This window comes from Shewanella sp. YLB-07, assembly GCF_009377275.1.
In genome coordinates this window covers 834,812-851,806 of the sequence record NZ_VOQB01000001.1, presented here as the reverse complement: position 1 = coordinate 851,806, position 16,995 = coordinate 834,812, and the positions used below count along the sequence as shown (strand labels likewise).

The 16,995-nt window shown below is 45.4% G+C and carries 11 protein-coding genes; 2 read left to right on the top strand and 9 right to left on the bottom strand.

Annotation, left to right across the window (positions count from 1 at the left end):
* Positions 1–372: 372 nt before the first annotated feature.
* Positions 373–3,096, bottom strand: coding sequence for a type I DNA topoisomerase (gene topA / locus FS373_RS03420; RefSeq protein ID WP_152829038.1), 2,724 nt, complete (start codon positions 3,094–3,096; stop codon positions 373–375).
* A gap of 428 nt (positions 3,097–3,524) precedes the next feature.
* Here topA and astB point away from each other — a divergent pair, with 428 nt between their 5' ends.
* Positions 3,525–4,862, top strand: a complete 1,338-nt coding sequence (gene astB, locus FS373_RS03415) for an N-succinylarginine dihydrolase (RefSeq protein ID WP_152829037.1) — start codon at positions 3,525–3,527, stop codon at positions 4,860–4,862.
* A gap of 104 nt (positions 4,863–4,966) precedes the next feature.
* On the opposite strand, the gene FS373_RS03410 is transcribed toward astB, so the two are convergent.
* Positions 4,967–7,492 carry a hypothetical protein gene (locus FS373_RS03410; RefSeq protein ID WP_152829036.1) on the bottom strand — a complete coding sequence of 842 codons (2,526 nt, stop codon included), beginning with the start codon at positions 7,490–7,492 and terminating at the stop codon, positions 4,967–4,969.
* Between the two features lie 216 nt (positions 7,493–7,708).
* Here FS373_RS03410 and FS373_RS03405 point away from each other — a divergent pair, with 216 nt between their 5' ends.
* Entirely contained in the window at positions 7,709–9,025 is a 1,317-nt protein-coding gene (locus FS373_RS03405; protein ID WP_144047106.1) for a dicarboxylate/amino acid:cation symporter, read from the top strand.
* Between the two features lie 286 nt (positions 9,026–9,311).
* On the opposite strand, the gene FS373_RS03400 is transcribed toward FS373_RS03405, so the two are convergent.
* The 7 genes from FS373_RS03400 to FS373_RS03370 all read right to left on the bottom strand — a co-directional run bounded on the left by FS373_RS03400 (position 9,312) and on the right by FS373_RS03370 (position 16,913).
* Positions 9,312–10,616, bottom strand: coding sequence for an inosine/guanosine kinase (locus FS373_RS03400; protein WP_152829035.1), 1,305 nt, complete (start codon positions 10,614–10,616; stop codon positions 9,312–9,314).
* Positions 10,617–10,862: 246 nt separating this feature from the next.
* A complete protein-coding gene (hemH, locus tag FS373_RS03395; RefSeq protein ID WP_416221747.1) occupies positions 10,863–11,864 on the bottom strand; it encodes a ferrochelatase in 1,002 nt (333 codons plus the stop codon).
* A gap of 121 nt (positions 11,865–11,985) precedes the next feature.
* Positions 11,986–12,630 carry an adenylate kinase gene (gene adk / locus FS373_RS03390; RefSeq protein WP_152829033.1) on the bottom strand — a complete coding sequence of 215 codons (645 nt, stop codon included), beginning with the start codon at positions 12,628–12,630 and terminating at the stop codon, positions 11,986–11,988.
* Between the two features lie 196 nt (positions 12,631–12,826).
* Positions 12,827–13,672, bottom strand: a complete 846-nt coding sequence (locus tag FS373_RS03385; RefSeq protein ID WP_144047110.1) for a tetratricopeptide repeat protein — start codon at positions 13,670–13,672, stop codon at positions 12,827–12,829.
* Positions 13,673–13,828: 156 nt separating this feature from the next.
* Positions 13,829–15,745 carry a molecular chaperone HtpG gene (htpG, locus tag FS373_RS03380; protein ID WP_152829032.1) on the bottom strand — a complete coding sequence of 639 codons (1,917 nt, stop codon included), beginning with the start codon at positions 15,743–15,745 and terminating at the stop codon, positions 13,829–13,831.
* Between the two features lie 220 nt (positions 15,746–15,965).
* Complete coding sequence (gene recR, locus FS373_RS03375) at positions 15,966–16,565, bottom strand: recombination mediator RecR (RefSeq protein WP_144047112.1); 600 nt, start codon at positions 16,563–16,565, stop codon at positions 15,966–15,968.
* Positions 16,566–16,583: 18 nt separating this feature from the next.
* A complete protein-coding gene (locus FS373_RS03370; protein ID WP_144047113.1) occupies positions 16,584–16,913 on the bottom strand; it encodes a YbaB/EbfC family nucleoid-associated protein in 330 nt (109 codons plus the stop codon).
* Positions 16,914–16,995 lie beyond the last annotated feature (82 nt).

Here is a 16,995-nt window from a genome sequence, read left to right as displayed (position 1 = left end):
ATGCTAGATGCTAGATGCTAGATGCTAGATGCTAGATGCTAGATGCTAGATGCTAGATGCTAGATGCTAGATGCTAGATGCTAGATGCTAGATGCTAGATGCTAGATGCTAGATGCTAGATGCTAGATAGAAAGTTTGATCAAACTAAGCCCCTACATATAATATTGGGGCTTTTTTATTGCACGCTATTTAGCATTCCTTTCCAAATAGATAAAATAGAGTCACCCCCGTTACCTTCCTGTCAAACAGGAGCTAAACCTAGGTTCTATAACCTCGAGTCTCGTAAACAGCAGACATTAAAAAGCCCCGAATCATCGAGGCTTTTTTATGGACTAGCTATCTATGGACTAACATTGACTGAAGCACACTGCTCTATGCTTTAGTCTTTGCAGCCGCTTTTGGCTTAGCTTTTGGCTTAGCTTTGGCCGTAGCTTTAGTTGCCGTAGCCGCTTTCGCTTTTGGCTTGGCTTTCTTCTTCGCCTCAGTCACCCACTTACCGTCGATAAACTTAGAGGTCCAGCCAGTTGCCTTACCATCGACATCGGTAGCAACGTATTGCTCCTTAGTCTTACGGCTGAAGCGAACCGATGCCTTATTACCATCGCTATCTTTAACTGGTGCATCGGCTAGATAAGCGTACTTAGGCCATAATAGCTCACGATACTTAACCAACTCTTCCACTAATGGTGCACGAGTTTCACGTGATTTAGGGAAAGTGCTGGCAGCCATAAATATCCCGGCGGCACCATCTCTAAGCACGAAGTAGCCATCAGACTTAGTACATTTAAGCTCTGGAAGATGAATCGGATCCTCCTTTGGAGGCGCAGCTTCACCGCTCTTTAGCAACTTACGGGTATTCTTACACTCGCTGTTAGTACAACCAAAGTACTTTCCGAAGCGACCATTCTTGAGCTCCATGTCATTGCCACAACGGTCACACTCAATAATCGGGCCTTCATAACCCTTAATCTTGAACTGACCGAGTTCAACTTCATGACCATCACATATCGGGTTATTACCACAAACATGCAGCTTACGAGTCTCATCGATAAGATAGCTGTCCATGGCAGTGCCACAGATGTCACAACGATGCTTAGCACGTAATGCATCTGTTTCAGCATCTTCACTGTTCTCACTCACGGCTTCTTCACCGGGAGTCAGATTCATGGTGGTCTTACAGCGCTCTTTAGGCGGTAAGGCATAGCCGGAACAACCAAGGAACACACCGGTAGTACCGGTGCGGATCCCCATAGGACGCTCACAAGTCGGACACTTGATGTTGTCGGTTAACACCATCTCGTTCGGGCGCATTCCGCCCTCTTCCGGTGACAGCTCGGCCTGATCTATCTGCTTAGTGAGATATTTATAGAAACCATCGAGCACTTTCTTCCACTCTAACTCGCCCTTGGCGACATCATCGAGTGTCTGTTCCATACCCGCAGTAAAGTCATAGCTCATCAGCTCCTTGAAGCTGCCGACCAAACTTTCGCTGACAATCTCACCCATCTTTTCGGCATAAAAACGACGGCTTTCGACGCGCACATAACCACGGTCCTGAATAGTCGAAATAATTGTCGCATAGGTCGATGGACGACCAATACCACGTTTTTCGAGCTCTTTAACCAGAGACGCTTCACTGTATCTCGCCGGCGGCTTAGTAAAATGTTGCTTGGGATCCAGCTCTTTAAGATCTAGCTTATCACCTTGATCGACATGAGGCAGCGTATTGTCTTCCTCATTTTTCTTCTTAATGCTAGTTTGAACTCGAGTCCAACCGTCGAAACGTAATGTACGACCAGTAGCTTTGAGCTCGTACTCACCGGACTTAACCGTTAAGCGAGTCGCATCATATTTTGCTGGTGTCATCTGACAAGAGACAAACTGACGCCAAATCAGCTCATACAAGCGCTGTGCGTCTCTCTCCATGTCATTCATCAAAGCGGCATGCACTTTGACATCTGATGGACGAATGGCTTCGTGAGCTTCTTGAGCCCCGTCTTTGCTGCCGTAACGAATAGGGGCATCTGGCAGATACTTATCGCCAAACTCTTTACCTATCATCTCGCGCACATTGTCCAAGGCTTCTTGACTCAAGTTGGTCGAGTCGGTACGCATATAGGTAATATGACCGGCTTCGTAGAGACGCTGAGCCATCATCATGGTCTTCTTGACGCCAAAACCTAAACGGGTACTCGCCGCTTGTTGCAAGGTCGATGTGATATAAGGTGCCGAAGGCTTACTCTGGGTCGCTCTGTCATCACGAGCAGCAACCACAAAGCTTGACTGAGACAGAAAAGAAACCGCTTCTAAGGTTTGCTTCTCATTAACAGGATTAAATGCCTTGCCCTGAAACTTAACCACCTGCATTTTAAGCAGATCATTAGCCGGGGTATTCAATTGCGCATGAATATCCCAAAACTCTTCGGGAACAAAAGCCTTAATTTCGCCTTCTCTCTCGACCACTAAAAGCGTTGCCACAGATTGAACTCGACCGGCGGATAATCCACGGGCGACTTTCTTCCATAACAGAGGCGATACCATAAACCCAACGACGCGGTCGAGGAATCGACGAGCCTGTTGGGCATTAACCATATTGGTATCTAAATGCGCGGGTTTACTGAATGCGTCTTGAATAGCGGTCTTAGTGATCTCGTTGAAGACAACGCGCTGATAGCGTGACTCATCTCCACCTATGATCTCTTGCAAGTGCCATGCAATGGCCTCTCCCTCTCTATCCAAATCGGTTGCGAGATAGATTTTGTCAGCTTTCTCGGCTAGAGCCTGCAGCTCTTTAACCACTTTTTCTTTACCGGGGAGTATCTGATACTTGGCTTTCCAGCCATTCTCAGGGTCCACTCCCATACGAGCAACAAGCGCTTGTTTCGCTTTCTTGCTCTTATAGATGGCTTTCTCTTCAGGAGCCATCTTCCGAACTTCTGCAGGCGTTTTAGTCGCCACTTTAGAGTCAGGACTGGATGATGTTGGTAGGTCTCTTACGTGACCTACGCTCGATTTAACAATGTAATCTTTGCCGAGATATTTATTAATAGTCTTGGCTTTGGCCGGTGATTCGACAATAACTAGCGATTTACCCATAGAATGATCTGCGCCAAAAAGTCTCAAAATGCTGTAATTTGGCTCCATATATAGAGGTTTGTCTCAATTTTTTCAAGCTAATCCCTCTTTTATTTGTGCTGGTGAGCCATTTTTAACCATTTTGGAACTATTTCTAAAAAAGTGTGAAAGAAATAAATGCTTAATTAAAAACTAATATTCCATTATTAGTCATCTAGCAAGGAATTCATGTGCATTTCGATGCAAATATCACAAACTTAGCCAATTTTGCCTTACTTGTGAACAATTGAAGCTTAAGTATACTGAGCTCATTTCAGCCTCACACCACATCTTAGCTTAACTTTAGTGGATTTGGAGTAACTGGCAACACCAGAAGCCAATTTCATAGATAAAGCCAAAAGAATAAAACAAGTTAATAAAAGGTATCGCTACCCTGATAAGGAAAACTAATGAAGCATTTTGAAGCGAATTTCGATGGTCTTGTTGGACCAACCCACAATTACGCGGGCCTCTCCTTTGGTAATGTGGCATCACTGAGTAACGCTGCAGCCGTTTCAAATCCAAGAGCCGCAGCGAAACAAGGATTAAAAAAAGCCAAAGCACTCGCCGATATGGGTATGATTCAAGGCATATTAGCCCCTCAAGAGCGCCCAGACCTTCATACGTTGCGTAGAATTGGTTTTACAGGCTCTGACGCCGAAGTATTAAATAAAGCCGCTAAACAGGCTCCTGCTTTGTTACGTGCCTGTTGTAGTGCATCGAGTATGTGGACCGCGAATGCGGCAACGGTCTCACCCAGTGCCGATTGTCGAGATGGAAAGCTGCATTTCACCCCGGCTAACCTAGTAGACAAGTTACACCGCAGCATAGAACCTATCACTACGGGTAATATTCTGGCGGCGACATTCAATAACGACAAGCATTTCAGCCATCATCAACATCTGCCTGAGCACGCCAGTTTTGGCGATGAAGGCGCGGCGAACCACACCCGTCTTTGCGGAGAGTACGGCGAAACGGGTATAGAGTTATTTGTCTATGGTCAGGAAGCGACCAATCCAGCAGCACCGAAACCAACAAAGTATCCGGCAAGACAGACATTAGAAGCCTCTCAAGCCATCGCTCGCTTACATCAGCTCGATGATGACAACACGGTATATATCTCACAGAACCCAGATGTGATCGATCAAGGCGTGTTTCATAACGATGTGATCGCCGTCGGTAACCAAAATGTGCTCTTCTATCACGAGCAGGCATTTCTGGATACACAGAACAAGTTAAACGAAATAAAGCAAAAATTTGGTGACTCACCACTTCACTTCATCGAAGTACCCACCAATAAAGTCGGCATTCAAGATGCGGTGAAGAGTTATCTGTTTAACACTCAGATCATCACACTTCCATCTGGTGAGATGGCGATCATAGCGCCGACAAATTGCCAGGAGAATGAAGCGGTACACGCTTATCTTCAGGAAGTCGTCACCCTAGGCACGCCAATCAAGCAAGTACACTATTTCGATGTGAAGCAAAGCATGCAAAATGGTGGTGGTCCGGCTTGCCTGAGATTGCGTGTCGCCATGAATGACACTGAGGTGGCTGCAGTGAACCAGCATACCTTAATGAATGATGTGTTATTCAGAGAGCTAAATAACTGGGTAGACAAGCACTACCGCGATCGCCTCAGCGTCGAAGACCTGGCCGATCCACAGGTATTGATCGAATCACGCACCGCACTGGATGAACTGACCCAGTTGATGAATTTGGGCAGTGTGTATCAATTTCAGAAATAGATAAATATAGTTAGCTAGTGTGATAATTGCAGATAATAAAAAACCCAAGATGCCATCTTGGGTTTTTTGGTACTTCTTACTTCTTACTTCTTACTTCTTACTTCTTACTCAATGATGATACCTACAGCCACCACTTGAGTAACTAGACCATTTGGAGACTCTACATGAACCATAAATGTTCCTGAGTTAGGTTCATCCTCGCCTTTAATCGTTACAGCAAACTCTCGACCACCATTATAATTACTGCTTGGCCAGATATATTCACTACCACTCACAACAGAACCAGCCGTCGCAGTGAAAGTTACCTTGCTTCCTGCTGGCATCTGCTGATTATGAAGATCTGAAATTGTAAAATAAACACTTGCAGCGCCTTTGCCCACTATGGTGATCACACCTGGATTATGGATCCCATCTTTATCAATAATACCGATATCTGCATGCTTAGTCGCAACAGCAGTACTTCCAGACATGACCATAGTCAAACTTCTACGGACATATAAAGATTTAGAGCCATCAGGGGCACAAGCATCATGAGCAGGTTCAATAGTTCCAGGAATAAACGCGCAGAGAACACCATTGTATAAGCCATCTTTTAGATCAAAGACCTCATTTGAATTAAAATCGATAAGCTCCTCAAGAGCCCCACCTTCGAGACCGATTAATTGGTCATCAGGCTGAGGGTTAAAGATTGTGTCTTCGTTGTAATCATTAAAAGCATCATTGAGATCAAAAGGCTCACCAGTAACATTGGTTCCAGTTAAAAACTCATTAACCTCATTTTCATCAAAACGACCATTACCATTAAGATCAGGGAAAGACTCTTCACCAATTGCTATTGCGGAAATGGTTGCTCGACCACCATATTGTTGCTCGTAAAAGTTACCGTAAACCCGAGTTTGATTGTCATCAAGAAGATCACAAACTTCTTCTAAGTCTGTTTCATTCACTTTCAATACATGACACTTCCGCAAAGCTGTTGGATTATGTATTTGTAGACCAGCCTCATCAAATAATGATTGTCCTTCTGGCCTTGGCAATTGGCTGATCCATTTCACAGAACAGACGCCGTTTACAGTTTGACAAGCATCTTCAATAGCCCCGCCTTCAGTAGTAAAAGACACAGTTGTTCCATCGGGAACCGGGTTATTAAATGCGTCAGCCATACGGGCTGTAACTGCTACTTCAGTACCATCACGATCCCAGCCTTCAGCATTTAACATTACAGCGGATAATGAGAAGCTATCTTGATCTGGGATACCCGTCGAGATGATTAACTGTTTAGACTGACTCGATATAACCGGCGTTGAATTATCATCGACGGTAGCTGTGACTCTGACTGAAGTAGCCACTGTGCCTGTGGTCACCACTGTCTGCACAATACCTTCATTGTTAGTTGTAGCTTCATCGGGACTAAGGTCGACACCACCGATATTAGTATTGAGCTCAAACAATACGTTTTGATTACTCACTGGGTTACTATTTCTATCTAGTACCTTAAATTTAACTATCGACGATTCGATACCACCTGTACCTAAGATACCAATATTTTCAGGCTCAGCCGTTATAAAAACAATACTTCCCACATTAGCCTGAAGTACATTGATGGTGCCTATTGCAGAAAGACTGATACCGCCAGCATCGGCGGTTACATTGATTTGATCCTCTCCTACACAGCCTTGGGCCAAATAAGTGCTGGTAGCAACACCGTTACTTGAAGAAACAGGTGAACTGATCTGTGCTTGAGCTGGGTTTTTGGTTGCACAGGTAGAAGAGAACTTCACATCGACAGGTTGAGTAAATGGATTACCTTTATCATCTTGAATAAGCACCGAAATTGTAGCTGTACCTCCAGCAGATAAATTAGTGGTACTGACCTCTGCTACACCTTCTACCAGTGGGCTGCCACTTCCCATCACCACGTTTGTTGCACCAACAACTATGATAGTTGTACCAACTTCATTGGTAGATAATGTCGCAGTAACTTCACCAGCACCTAACGAACTGCCAGCATAGATATCAACCGTAGCTTTACCTTCAGAATCAGTAACAGCACTCTTAATCGGTAAATCACCAATCGGGCTGTCGAAGGTAACAATCACTGACTTATTAATTCCTGTCACTGTCGCTGTCAGCTTTCCTGGAGATAATGTACTGATTGATTGAATTGGATTACCCGCGGCGTCAGTCAGCGCTAAAGAGACTTGAGCGCCGCCGCCGGCTTGACCACCGTCACCAACCATAGTGGCATTGATTGAAGCGGTTTCACCTGAAGTAATTGACGCAGTGATAGTCGCACCGGTATTGATCTCGGCTGTATTGACCTTGATAGTAGCAACACCGTTAACGGTAGCAACTTCACCAGTACTGGGATCAAACGTTCCGTATTTATCGTTATTTAATGAGAAAGAGACTAAGGTACTAACGGCATTACCTTTTGCATCCTTAACTGTTGCCGTGACAACCGCAGGATCAGCTGCGGCAATTTGAGTATTAGATATACTTAAGCTAACTGTAATTTCATCCGGAGTTGGATCAGGATCTAATGGGTCCGCAATATCCCCCCCTCCACTACAGGCGACCATGAAAAACGACCATAAAAATACGATAAAAAACTTGTAAACTGACTTCATGCCAGACTCCCTGTTACTCAATATGTAATTTTAAGCGAGGCGCTTATTACTTATAGGCCAACATTACATAATTTTCCTGCTACTTATCCATAACTATCTTGATTTATTTTACTAAAACAACGAAAAGGTTTAACTATTGCGCAGTTTCATCAATCTTCGTTTCTTGCTAGGCTTACATCGCAAATTGAAAAGCATAATAATTATACAGGAAGCACTATGGCTTTAACTCAAGCAAAAAAACTCGGACTCACGAGTAAAATTCTTATTGGTATGGGTAGCGGTATCCTTTTGGGATTGCTACTCAGAAACCTTTTCCCCGAAAGTACATTTATCGACGAATACATCACCGAAGGTTTCTTGCATGTTATCGGCACCATATTTGTATCCGGGCTGAAAATGTTGGTCGTGCCTTTGGTGTTTATTTCATTGGTGTGCGGCACATGTTCGTTGAGTGACCCATCGAAATTAGGCAGACTCGGCGGTAAGACCATCGCCTTCTATCTATTCACCACTGCTATTGCTCTGTCTATGGCAATCTTGATTGCCATCATGGTCCATCCAGGTAACGCTTCCTTGGTCAGTGAAGGCCTCACCTTCAATGCAAAAGAAGCCCCAAGCCTAGCAGAAGTGATCATCAACATAGTCCCAACCAACCCACTGCATGCGATGAGTGAAGGCAATATGCTTCAAATCATCCTATTTGCGGTTATTTTTGGTTTTGCTATCTCGCATATCGGCGAGCGCGGTAAACGCGTTGCAGCGCTGTTTAACGACCTTAACGAAGTGATTATGCGTGTAGTTACACTAATAATGCAGCTTGCGCCATATGGTGTGTTTGCCTTGATGGCAAAATTGGCACTCACTTTGGGTCTCGAGACCTTCGGCAGCGTAGTAAAATATTTCTTCGTCGTCCTTGGTGTTCTACTGCTTCATGGGTTCGTTGTCTATCCCACTTTGCTTAAAGTGTTCTCAGGATTAAATCCGATAACCTTCATCCGTAAGATGCGTGATGTGCAACTGTTTGCTTTTAGCACAGCCAGTTCAAACGCGACTCTGCCTGTCACCATAGAAACAGCTGAGCACAGACTAGGTGTCGATAATAAAGTCGCTTCATTCACCTTGCCTCTTGGCGCTACCATCAACATGGATGGTACGGCCATCATGCAAGGTGTTGCCACGGTATTTATCGCTCAGGTTTATGGTGTTGACTTAAGCATCACAGATTATGCCATGGTGGTTATTACTGCGACACTTGCATCTATCGGTACCGCTGGCGTACCAGGTGTTGGTCTTATCATGTTGGCCATGGTACTTAACCAGGTGGGTCTTCCTGTCGAAGGCATAGCGCTGATCATAGGCGTCGACAGACTACTCGACATGGTCCGCACCGCAGTTAATGTTACCGGTGACACGGTTGCCACTGTGGTCATCGCTAAGTCTGAGGGTGAATTCAATGAAGAGATCTTCAACGATACCCAAGCAGGCAAGACAGCGGGTAGCTTCAGAGACCAGGTGAAGGGACAAGAAGCCTAGCCATAGGTGCACAAGAATATGCGCTCCTTCTGGAGCGCATAAGTGTTCCAGACACAAGGTAAGTTTTAAACCGTGACCTACATGGAAGTAGGAAATGCCGAAACGATGCCGGGAGCATCGTCGGCACATGGCCTATTTAAGAAAGAGTGCATAAGTGTTCCAGACACAACGTAAGTTTTTTGCCATCCTTGGCAAACTTACATAAGTGTTCCAGACACAAAAAGGCGTCCAATTGGACGCCTTTCTTATGTTTGCTTGTTAAGAGCTTTATCTCATTGTACGAAAGTTATCTCTCCCAGTACGACTCTTCTAAGCTATCTTCACGTTCTGGTAAACCACGAGAAAGACGCGGGCTGTGCTGTGCAAGCACTTCATAGGCCACGCGATTAGCATACTTACAGATCTGTGAGAATGAGGAATAACATAAGCCATCACGCTTGTGTTTGCTCGAACCTGGCACATTGGCCTTATGGAAGGTGTTCGATGCGAGATCGTGCAATAGTGCAGACAGTGCACCATCACCGGCACCATTGGTGTTACGGATCTTCTCCGGACCGCCCATGTAAGGTGAGATGTGAGCATAGACCTTGATCGGCTCATCACAGGCAGATTTCAGCTTAGGACGTGAGAATTCATAGCGGTTAAACTCAGGAATAGAGCCGGGTAACAGGGTATTGCTGGTCTCACGTTTCTCTGCATTTTCGGTATAGCCTGCGGTATAGAGTCCGATAGGACCAGCTGTGGTCAATACCATATCACACAGTTCAAGGGCGGCTTCACTGGCCTGAAGTGGATCTTTAAAACCAGTAAGGGCTTCGCCTTCATCCTCATTCATTGCCAGAATCGTCACATTCTCTTCGATGAATGCTCTCCACCAGCTTGGATCTTCTTCAATCAAGAAACGAGTGCCTAACGTCAGTACCACAGGGACTCCGACCTCTTTAGCATATTCTATTGCTGTTAATGCCGCCTTTGTCATCTGATCGCCGCCGCTGGCTCTCATCAAGTAAGCCGTTAACACCAATGCCGACGCTCCTTGTACCAGATCTTTATCAATATATTCAGGGGTCAACTTATCCATCGATCCCTTACTAATGGCAAAAGTACGCTCGCCGCACTCAGATATCAGGGTGAAGCAACGACCTATGGCACCTTCTACCGGCTGTAGATAGTTAAGATCGACTTTTGAAGATGTGTTACACAGATAACGATAAGCGTAGCTGCCTACTTCGATATTATTACTCATTACGCCAAACAAGACAGATCTGTCATCGGCAAGAATCGAATAATTGTGCACCGTATTGCCTATGGTGCCACCGGCGAATTCATCACTGATTAAGCCATGCTGCTTCAATTCTGAATACAAGGCGTGGGCACTGGCATCATCAATTAGAGTCGAGTTGCCTTTGGGAAGTTTATATCGCTCGAGTAGTTCATCGGCTACCTTAGCTTCTATGTCTACCAAGGTCTGATCAATCCCGGTGATATAAGTTGGAAAACGAAGCGGTTGCTGAGTGAGTTGAGCCAATAGCGGGTCACGGTTTTGGACGGGGAAATAGTGCTTGGACTTTCGTTGACCTGGAAACTTCATTGTGTGCTCTCAACCTTTGGCAACATACTGGAGGCCGATTAAATCAAATCAGCCATATGGGAATATAGTTCAAAACAATTGGCCCTATCAAATCAGGGCCAATATAAACGGCGGCAGATCCTACCACACGCAGTGATATACGCCAGTATCTAGTAACGTATTTTATCCTTTTTAGGGACAGATGTTGAGCGTCTAATGCAGATTGCTCACTTCTAGCACTAATTTATACCAGCCTTTAGCACAAAGTTAGCACCAGCCTTGACTCTGCTGCTTCACCAATTCCACTAAAAGCGCTATATGGGCTGGGTTGGTATTGAGACAGGGGATAAACTCATATCTCTCTCCCCCAGCTTCAATGAACATCTCTTTGCCACCGATAGAAAGCTCTTCGAGTGTTTCCAGACAATCAGCCGCAAAAGCCGGGCTGATAATATCCACAGACTTCACCCCTTGAGCCGGTAAAGAGGTTAGAGTCTTGTCGGTCTGAGGCGTGAGCCACTCCTCCTTGCCAAATATTGACTGGTAACAAAGCTGCCATTGGTCATGGTTTAATCCCAGCTCTTTGGCCAGGAGTTCAGATGTTTTCTCGCAATGCCCTTGATAAGGATCGCCTTCGGTCACATATCTGACTGGGATCCCATGAAACGACATCAACAGCTTGTCAGCTTGGCCATGTCGTTCCCAATGGGCTTTTACCGAACTGGCCAGGGCCGAAATATAGCCAGGGTGCTGATAATATTCTTTGTTTATGCGGGTTTCAGGGACTTCTCTCCATCCCTTGTACTCAGAGGCAATGGCATCTGAAACAGCCGCCACGGTCGAGCATGAGTATTGAGGGTAAAGAGGCAGAACAATAATTCTTTCAACCCCTTGAGACTTGAGCTTATCCAGCCCCAGAGCCAATGAAGGGTTACCATAGGTCATACCCAGTTCGACGGGTATGCTCTGTCCAAACTCTTGGGCTAACATGCCTGCAAGTTGCTCTCTCTGGCGTTGACTCACCACCATCAAGGGCGACCCTTCATCCCACCATATGGCTTGATAGAGTTTTGCTACCTTAGACGGGCGAAAATTAAGTATGACGCCGTTAAGAATAGGCTTCCAAATAAGGGGGTTAAGGTCGACGACTCTTGGATCACTCAAGAACTGTTTTAGAAATGAACGTACATCTTTTGTCGTGGGTGTATCAGGCGTCCCTAAGTTAACCAGAAGCACACCGAATGCCGGGGTAGTTTTGCTCAAAATCACTCTCTTATAATGTCGATACTCTATATTAGGCTAACATTCAAAATCATATAAAAAAAGCCCACCTAAGTGAGCTTTTCAAAATATGAGAACTAGCTCATATACTGATAAGGATCAGATACCTTTAACCTATCGCAGCGACGATCTCTTTACTGACAGCTGCCACTGTCTGTGTACCGTCAAACTTGTTGTATGTCGCCTGGCCAGAGGCTGCTACCTTACCGTAATATTCTACCAGAGGCTTAGTCTGCTCATGGTAGATCTCCAGGCGCTTGCGTACCGTAGACTCTTCATCGTCTGGACGAATAGCTAGGTCTTCACCGGTAACATCATCCTTACCTTCAACCTTTGGCTGGTTGAAAACAATATGATAAACACGGCCAGAACCAGGATGAACACGACGACCAGCCATACGCTTAACAATATCTTCGTCGGGCACATCGATCTCTACCACGTGATCGATATTGATGCCACTGGCTGCCATAGCATCGGCTTGTGGGATAGTACGAGGGAAACCATCGAGCAAGAAACCTTTGGCACAATCATCTTGAGCGACACGCTCTTTTACTAAACCGATAATTAGCTCATCTGAGACCAACTGACCAGCATCCATCACTTTCTTGGCTTCCAAGCCAAGTGGCGTTCCAGCTTTAACTGCTGCACGTAACATATCACCGGTAGAAATTTGTGGAATACCGTACTTTTCCATGATGAACTGGGCCTGGGTACCTTTGCCGGCACCTGGGGCACCTAATAACATGATGCGCATCTCGAGATTCCTCTTATTTCACATAGTTTTATCATTAGCGGCGATTTTCGCATAATTAGCCGCTATTTTGAAGGGGGTAGAAACAGTTTTAGCCTAGTTAGTCATTAGACATTGGCCTGATAGACAATCATGTTTAATCAGACCAAATAGGATCGGTTTATTATGTTTGATTTTCGTACTGAATTTGAACTCAATATCAATACAATAAACTGTACAACTTACGACGATACTGATTCGCCAGCTGATTTCCCTGACCTAATGCAGTCAAAATTTCCAGAAACAGCTTTTTGACATCACCATTCTCAATCGAAATATCTTTAGATAGAGGAGCAAACAGCAGTGCTAGCGCTTCTTCATCTCTTTTCGCCTGATGAAGCGCCTTAACTAGGTCTAACAATAGAGAGACATTATCAGGCTCACTGTCACAAGCCTGCTGTAATTGACGGATCTCTGGGGTATCGGCAGCATCCAAAGCCAGTGCTAGTTTAGCTTTCAGGGTTTGATAGTAGCTATCCTGATCTGCTAAGCCCACACTGTCTAACAGCTCACCCGCTAAGGTAAGATCACCGGTCATCAGCTCAGCATCGGCGTACACTAAAGCAATTTCAGCATTTGGCGATTCGCTATACGCTTCCCTTAACAAGTGAAGCGCCGCTTGAACATCTTCATCAACGAGTAATGCCTTAGCCCGGTTTAGCTTAAGTTGCCACTGGGCCGGAAGATGCTTATCTAACATCTCAGTGATTTGCCTCTCTTCCTGCACACCTGCAAAACCATCGATAGGCTTGCCTTCGCTGAGCACTAAAGTTGTAGGGAGATTCTGAATTTGAAAATAATTGGCAATCTCCATCTCGTTGTCACAATCAACTTTTGCTAACACAAAACGGCCAGCTTGTTTCTGGGCCATAGAGACCAATGTCTGACTTAAGCTGATACTTTCCGGACTTTGATTCGACCAGAAACAAAGCACAACAACTTGCTCTGCCGAGGCATCGACGATTTGCTGAATATTATCTTTCGTTAGATCTAGAACAGTTTCCATAACAATCCTGTTATCTGTTTATACGATCACTCATTCTCGTCTCCATAAGACTTGGGCCTACAGGGGAACGCGTGATAAATACCGCAGATATAAAAAAGGCAGAACCCTAATACTACAAGGGTACTAGATGCTCTGCCTTCCAATTACAATAATTTATTAGCTAAGTTTAGCCAACAGCATCTGATTCATCAGCTTAATGAAGGCTGAAGGATCTGCCAGGCTACCTTTCTCTGATAGCTGGGCCTGTTGCAGCAATAACTCGGTCCACTGAGTGAATACTGCTTCATCTTGTTCATCATTAAGACGCGCAACCAGAGGATGCTCAGGGTTAATCTCAAATGTAGGCTTACTTTCCGGTACAGCTTGTCCGGCAGCTTCCATCAATTTAATCATCTGAGTCGACATCTCGCCTTCACCCGCCACAACACACGCAGGGGTATCGGTAAGACGTGTGGTCACTTTCACTGCTGACACCTTGTCACCCAGTGAATCTTTAACCCGTTTCACCAAACCTTCAGATTCAGTTTCTAACTTCTCCTGAGCTTCTTTTTCTGCAGCATCTTCGAGATCACCAAGCTCAAGATCGCCACGAGTCACCGAGTGTAACTGCTTGCCGTCGAAATCGGTAAGGTGGTTAATCAACCACTCATCGATGCGCTCAGACATCAAGAGGACTTCGATACCTTTCTTGCGTAGCAGCTCAAGATGCGGGCTATTTGCAGCCGCGTCATGGCTATCGGCGACTATGTAGTAGATCTTACTTTGACCTTCCTGCATACGGCCGATGTAATCGGCGAGAGAAACCGTCGGTGCCGCATCTTCAGTATGAGTCGATGCGAAGCGCAACAAGCCAGCAATTCGCTCCTTGTTGACCATATCTTCGGCTGGGCCTTCTTTTAGCACTTGACCAAATTCAGCCCAGAATGTCTGGTACTTCTCAGCATCATTCTTAGCCAGCTTCTCTAACATGCCAAGTACGCGCTTAGTCACAGCGGTTCTCAGTGCTGTCGTCACCTTATTGTCTTGTAAGATTTCACGAGACACGTTCAACGGCAGGTCGTTTGAGTCGATAAGTCCTTGAACAAAACGCAGGTAGCTAGGCATAAACTGCTCAGCATCGTCCATGACGAACACACGCTGAACAAAAAGCTTCAGGCCATGCTTACGGTCGCGGTTCCACATGTCCCAAGGCGCTTTGGCTGGGATATACAGCAGGCTAGTGTATTCTTGCTTACCTTCGACTCGGTTGTGGCTCCACAACAATGGATCGGTAAAATCGTGGGAAATATGCTTATAAAACTCTTCATACTCCTCTTTAGAGATATCGCTCTTGTTACGGGTCCAAAGCGCAGTAGCCTTGTTCATAGGCTTCCATGAACCTTCGACTGCCGCCACAGCTTCTTGATCATCTGAAGCTTCAATCGCAGGCGTACCCTCTTCGAACATTTCAACAGGAACTGAGATATGATCTGAGTATTTAGTGATAATAGAGCGTAGACGATAGTCATCGGCAAACTCTTGTTCATCTTTGCGAAGGTGTAAGACAATTTCGGTTCCGCGAGTCTCTTTAGTGATATTTTCTACGGTAAAATCACCTTCACCCGCTGACTCCCATAACACGCCTTCATCGGCACTGTGGCCAGCGGCACGAGTACGTACAGTGACCTTATCGGCAACGATAAATGAAGAATAGAAACCCACGCCGAACTGACCTATGAGTTGTGAATCCTTGGTGTCATCACCGGATAGGTTATTGAAAAATTCCGCAGTACCCGATTTAGCGATAGTGCCTAAATGCTCAATCACACTGTCGCGGGTCATGCCTATGCCGTTATCACTGATAGTGATGGTGCCTTTGTCTTTATCGGCACTGATACGCACACTCAGCTCACCATCGCCTTCGTATAGGGCATCGTTAGTCAGGGCTTCATAACGCAACTTATCGGCAGCATCGGCAGCGTTGGAGACCAATTCACGCAAGAAAATCTCTTTATTGGAATATAAAGAGTGAATCATCAAATTTAGTAGTTGCTTGACTTCAGTTTGAAAGCCATGAGTTTCTTGTTGTGACATGGATTGTTCCTTTATTGTATTTCACAAAGCCTAACTCTTTATGGACTTAAGCTTTATACGACGCAAAGTGCTTTATGAAAATAGAGATGGGGCTGGAATTTTACATTTCAAGGGGAAAGAGGTAACTGGCGTTTAAATGGCTAAAAAAAATCCAGTATTGCCGTAACAAATACTGGATTATCTCAACTCGGGAAAACAGAGCCGTGCAATAGCGTAAAACTTACAGCGGGAGACGACCATTAAAAGAAAGCGCTAACGTGGTGCTATCGACATACTCAAGCTCACCGCCGACAGGTACACCGTGAGCGATACGACTCACTATCACTTCATGGCTCTTGGCCATATCGGCAATAAAGTGCGCCGTTGCATCCCCTTCCACCGTAGGATTGGTGGCTAAGATCAACTCGGCTACCTCACCAGAAGCTAAATGTTCTTCTAACAAAGCTAACCCAAGCTCATCTGGCCCGACACCGTCTAAAGGGGACAGATGCCCAAGCAGAACAAAGTAACGCCCGGAGAAATGCCCACCGGCTTCGATAGCCAATACATCGGCAGGGGTTTCAACCACACAAATCACCTGAGATAGCCCGCGCTTGTGACTGGCACAAATCGGACAATGAACCTCTTCGGTGAAGGTGCGGCAGGATTGGCAATGCCCCACATCACTCATGGCTTTTTCTAATGCTTGAGCCAGAGATTGACCCGCTTTTCGATCCCGCTCGAGTAACTGAAACGCCATACGCTGAGCAGATTTAGGGCCGACGCCAGGTAAACACTTCAAAGCTTGGATCAACTCATCAACCAGAGGACTAAATTTCATTATCTAATAATACTCAAATTAAAACGGCATCTTCATGCCTGGTGGTAACTGCATACCGCCAGTCACCTCAGCCATTCTCTCTTTTTGGCTCTCTTCAACACGGCGTGCTGCATCATTGCATGCTGCAGCGATAAGATCTTCTAGCATCTCTTTGTCGTCTTCTAACAGGCTAGGATCGATATCCACTTTACGTACACTGTGAGAACCTGTCATGGTGATTTTCACAAGACCCGCACCGGCTTCACCGATCACTTCCATACGCGCGATCTCTTCTTGCGCTTTGGCCATTTTGTCTTGCATCTGCTGGGCCTGCTTCATCAGGTTACCCATACCGCCTTTTCCAAACATATCTATTTCTCTTCAATTAAGGGGCGAATAAAGTTGGCTCATCTTACTTAAATAATGTCGATAATCAATCAAAGCCGTACAA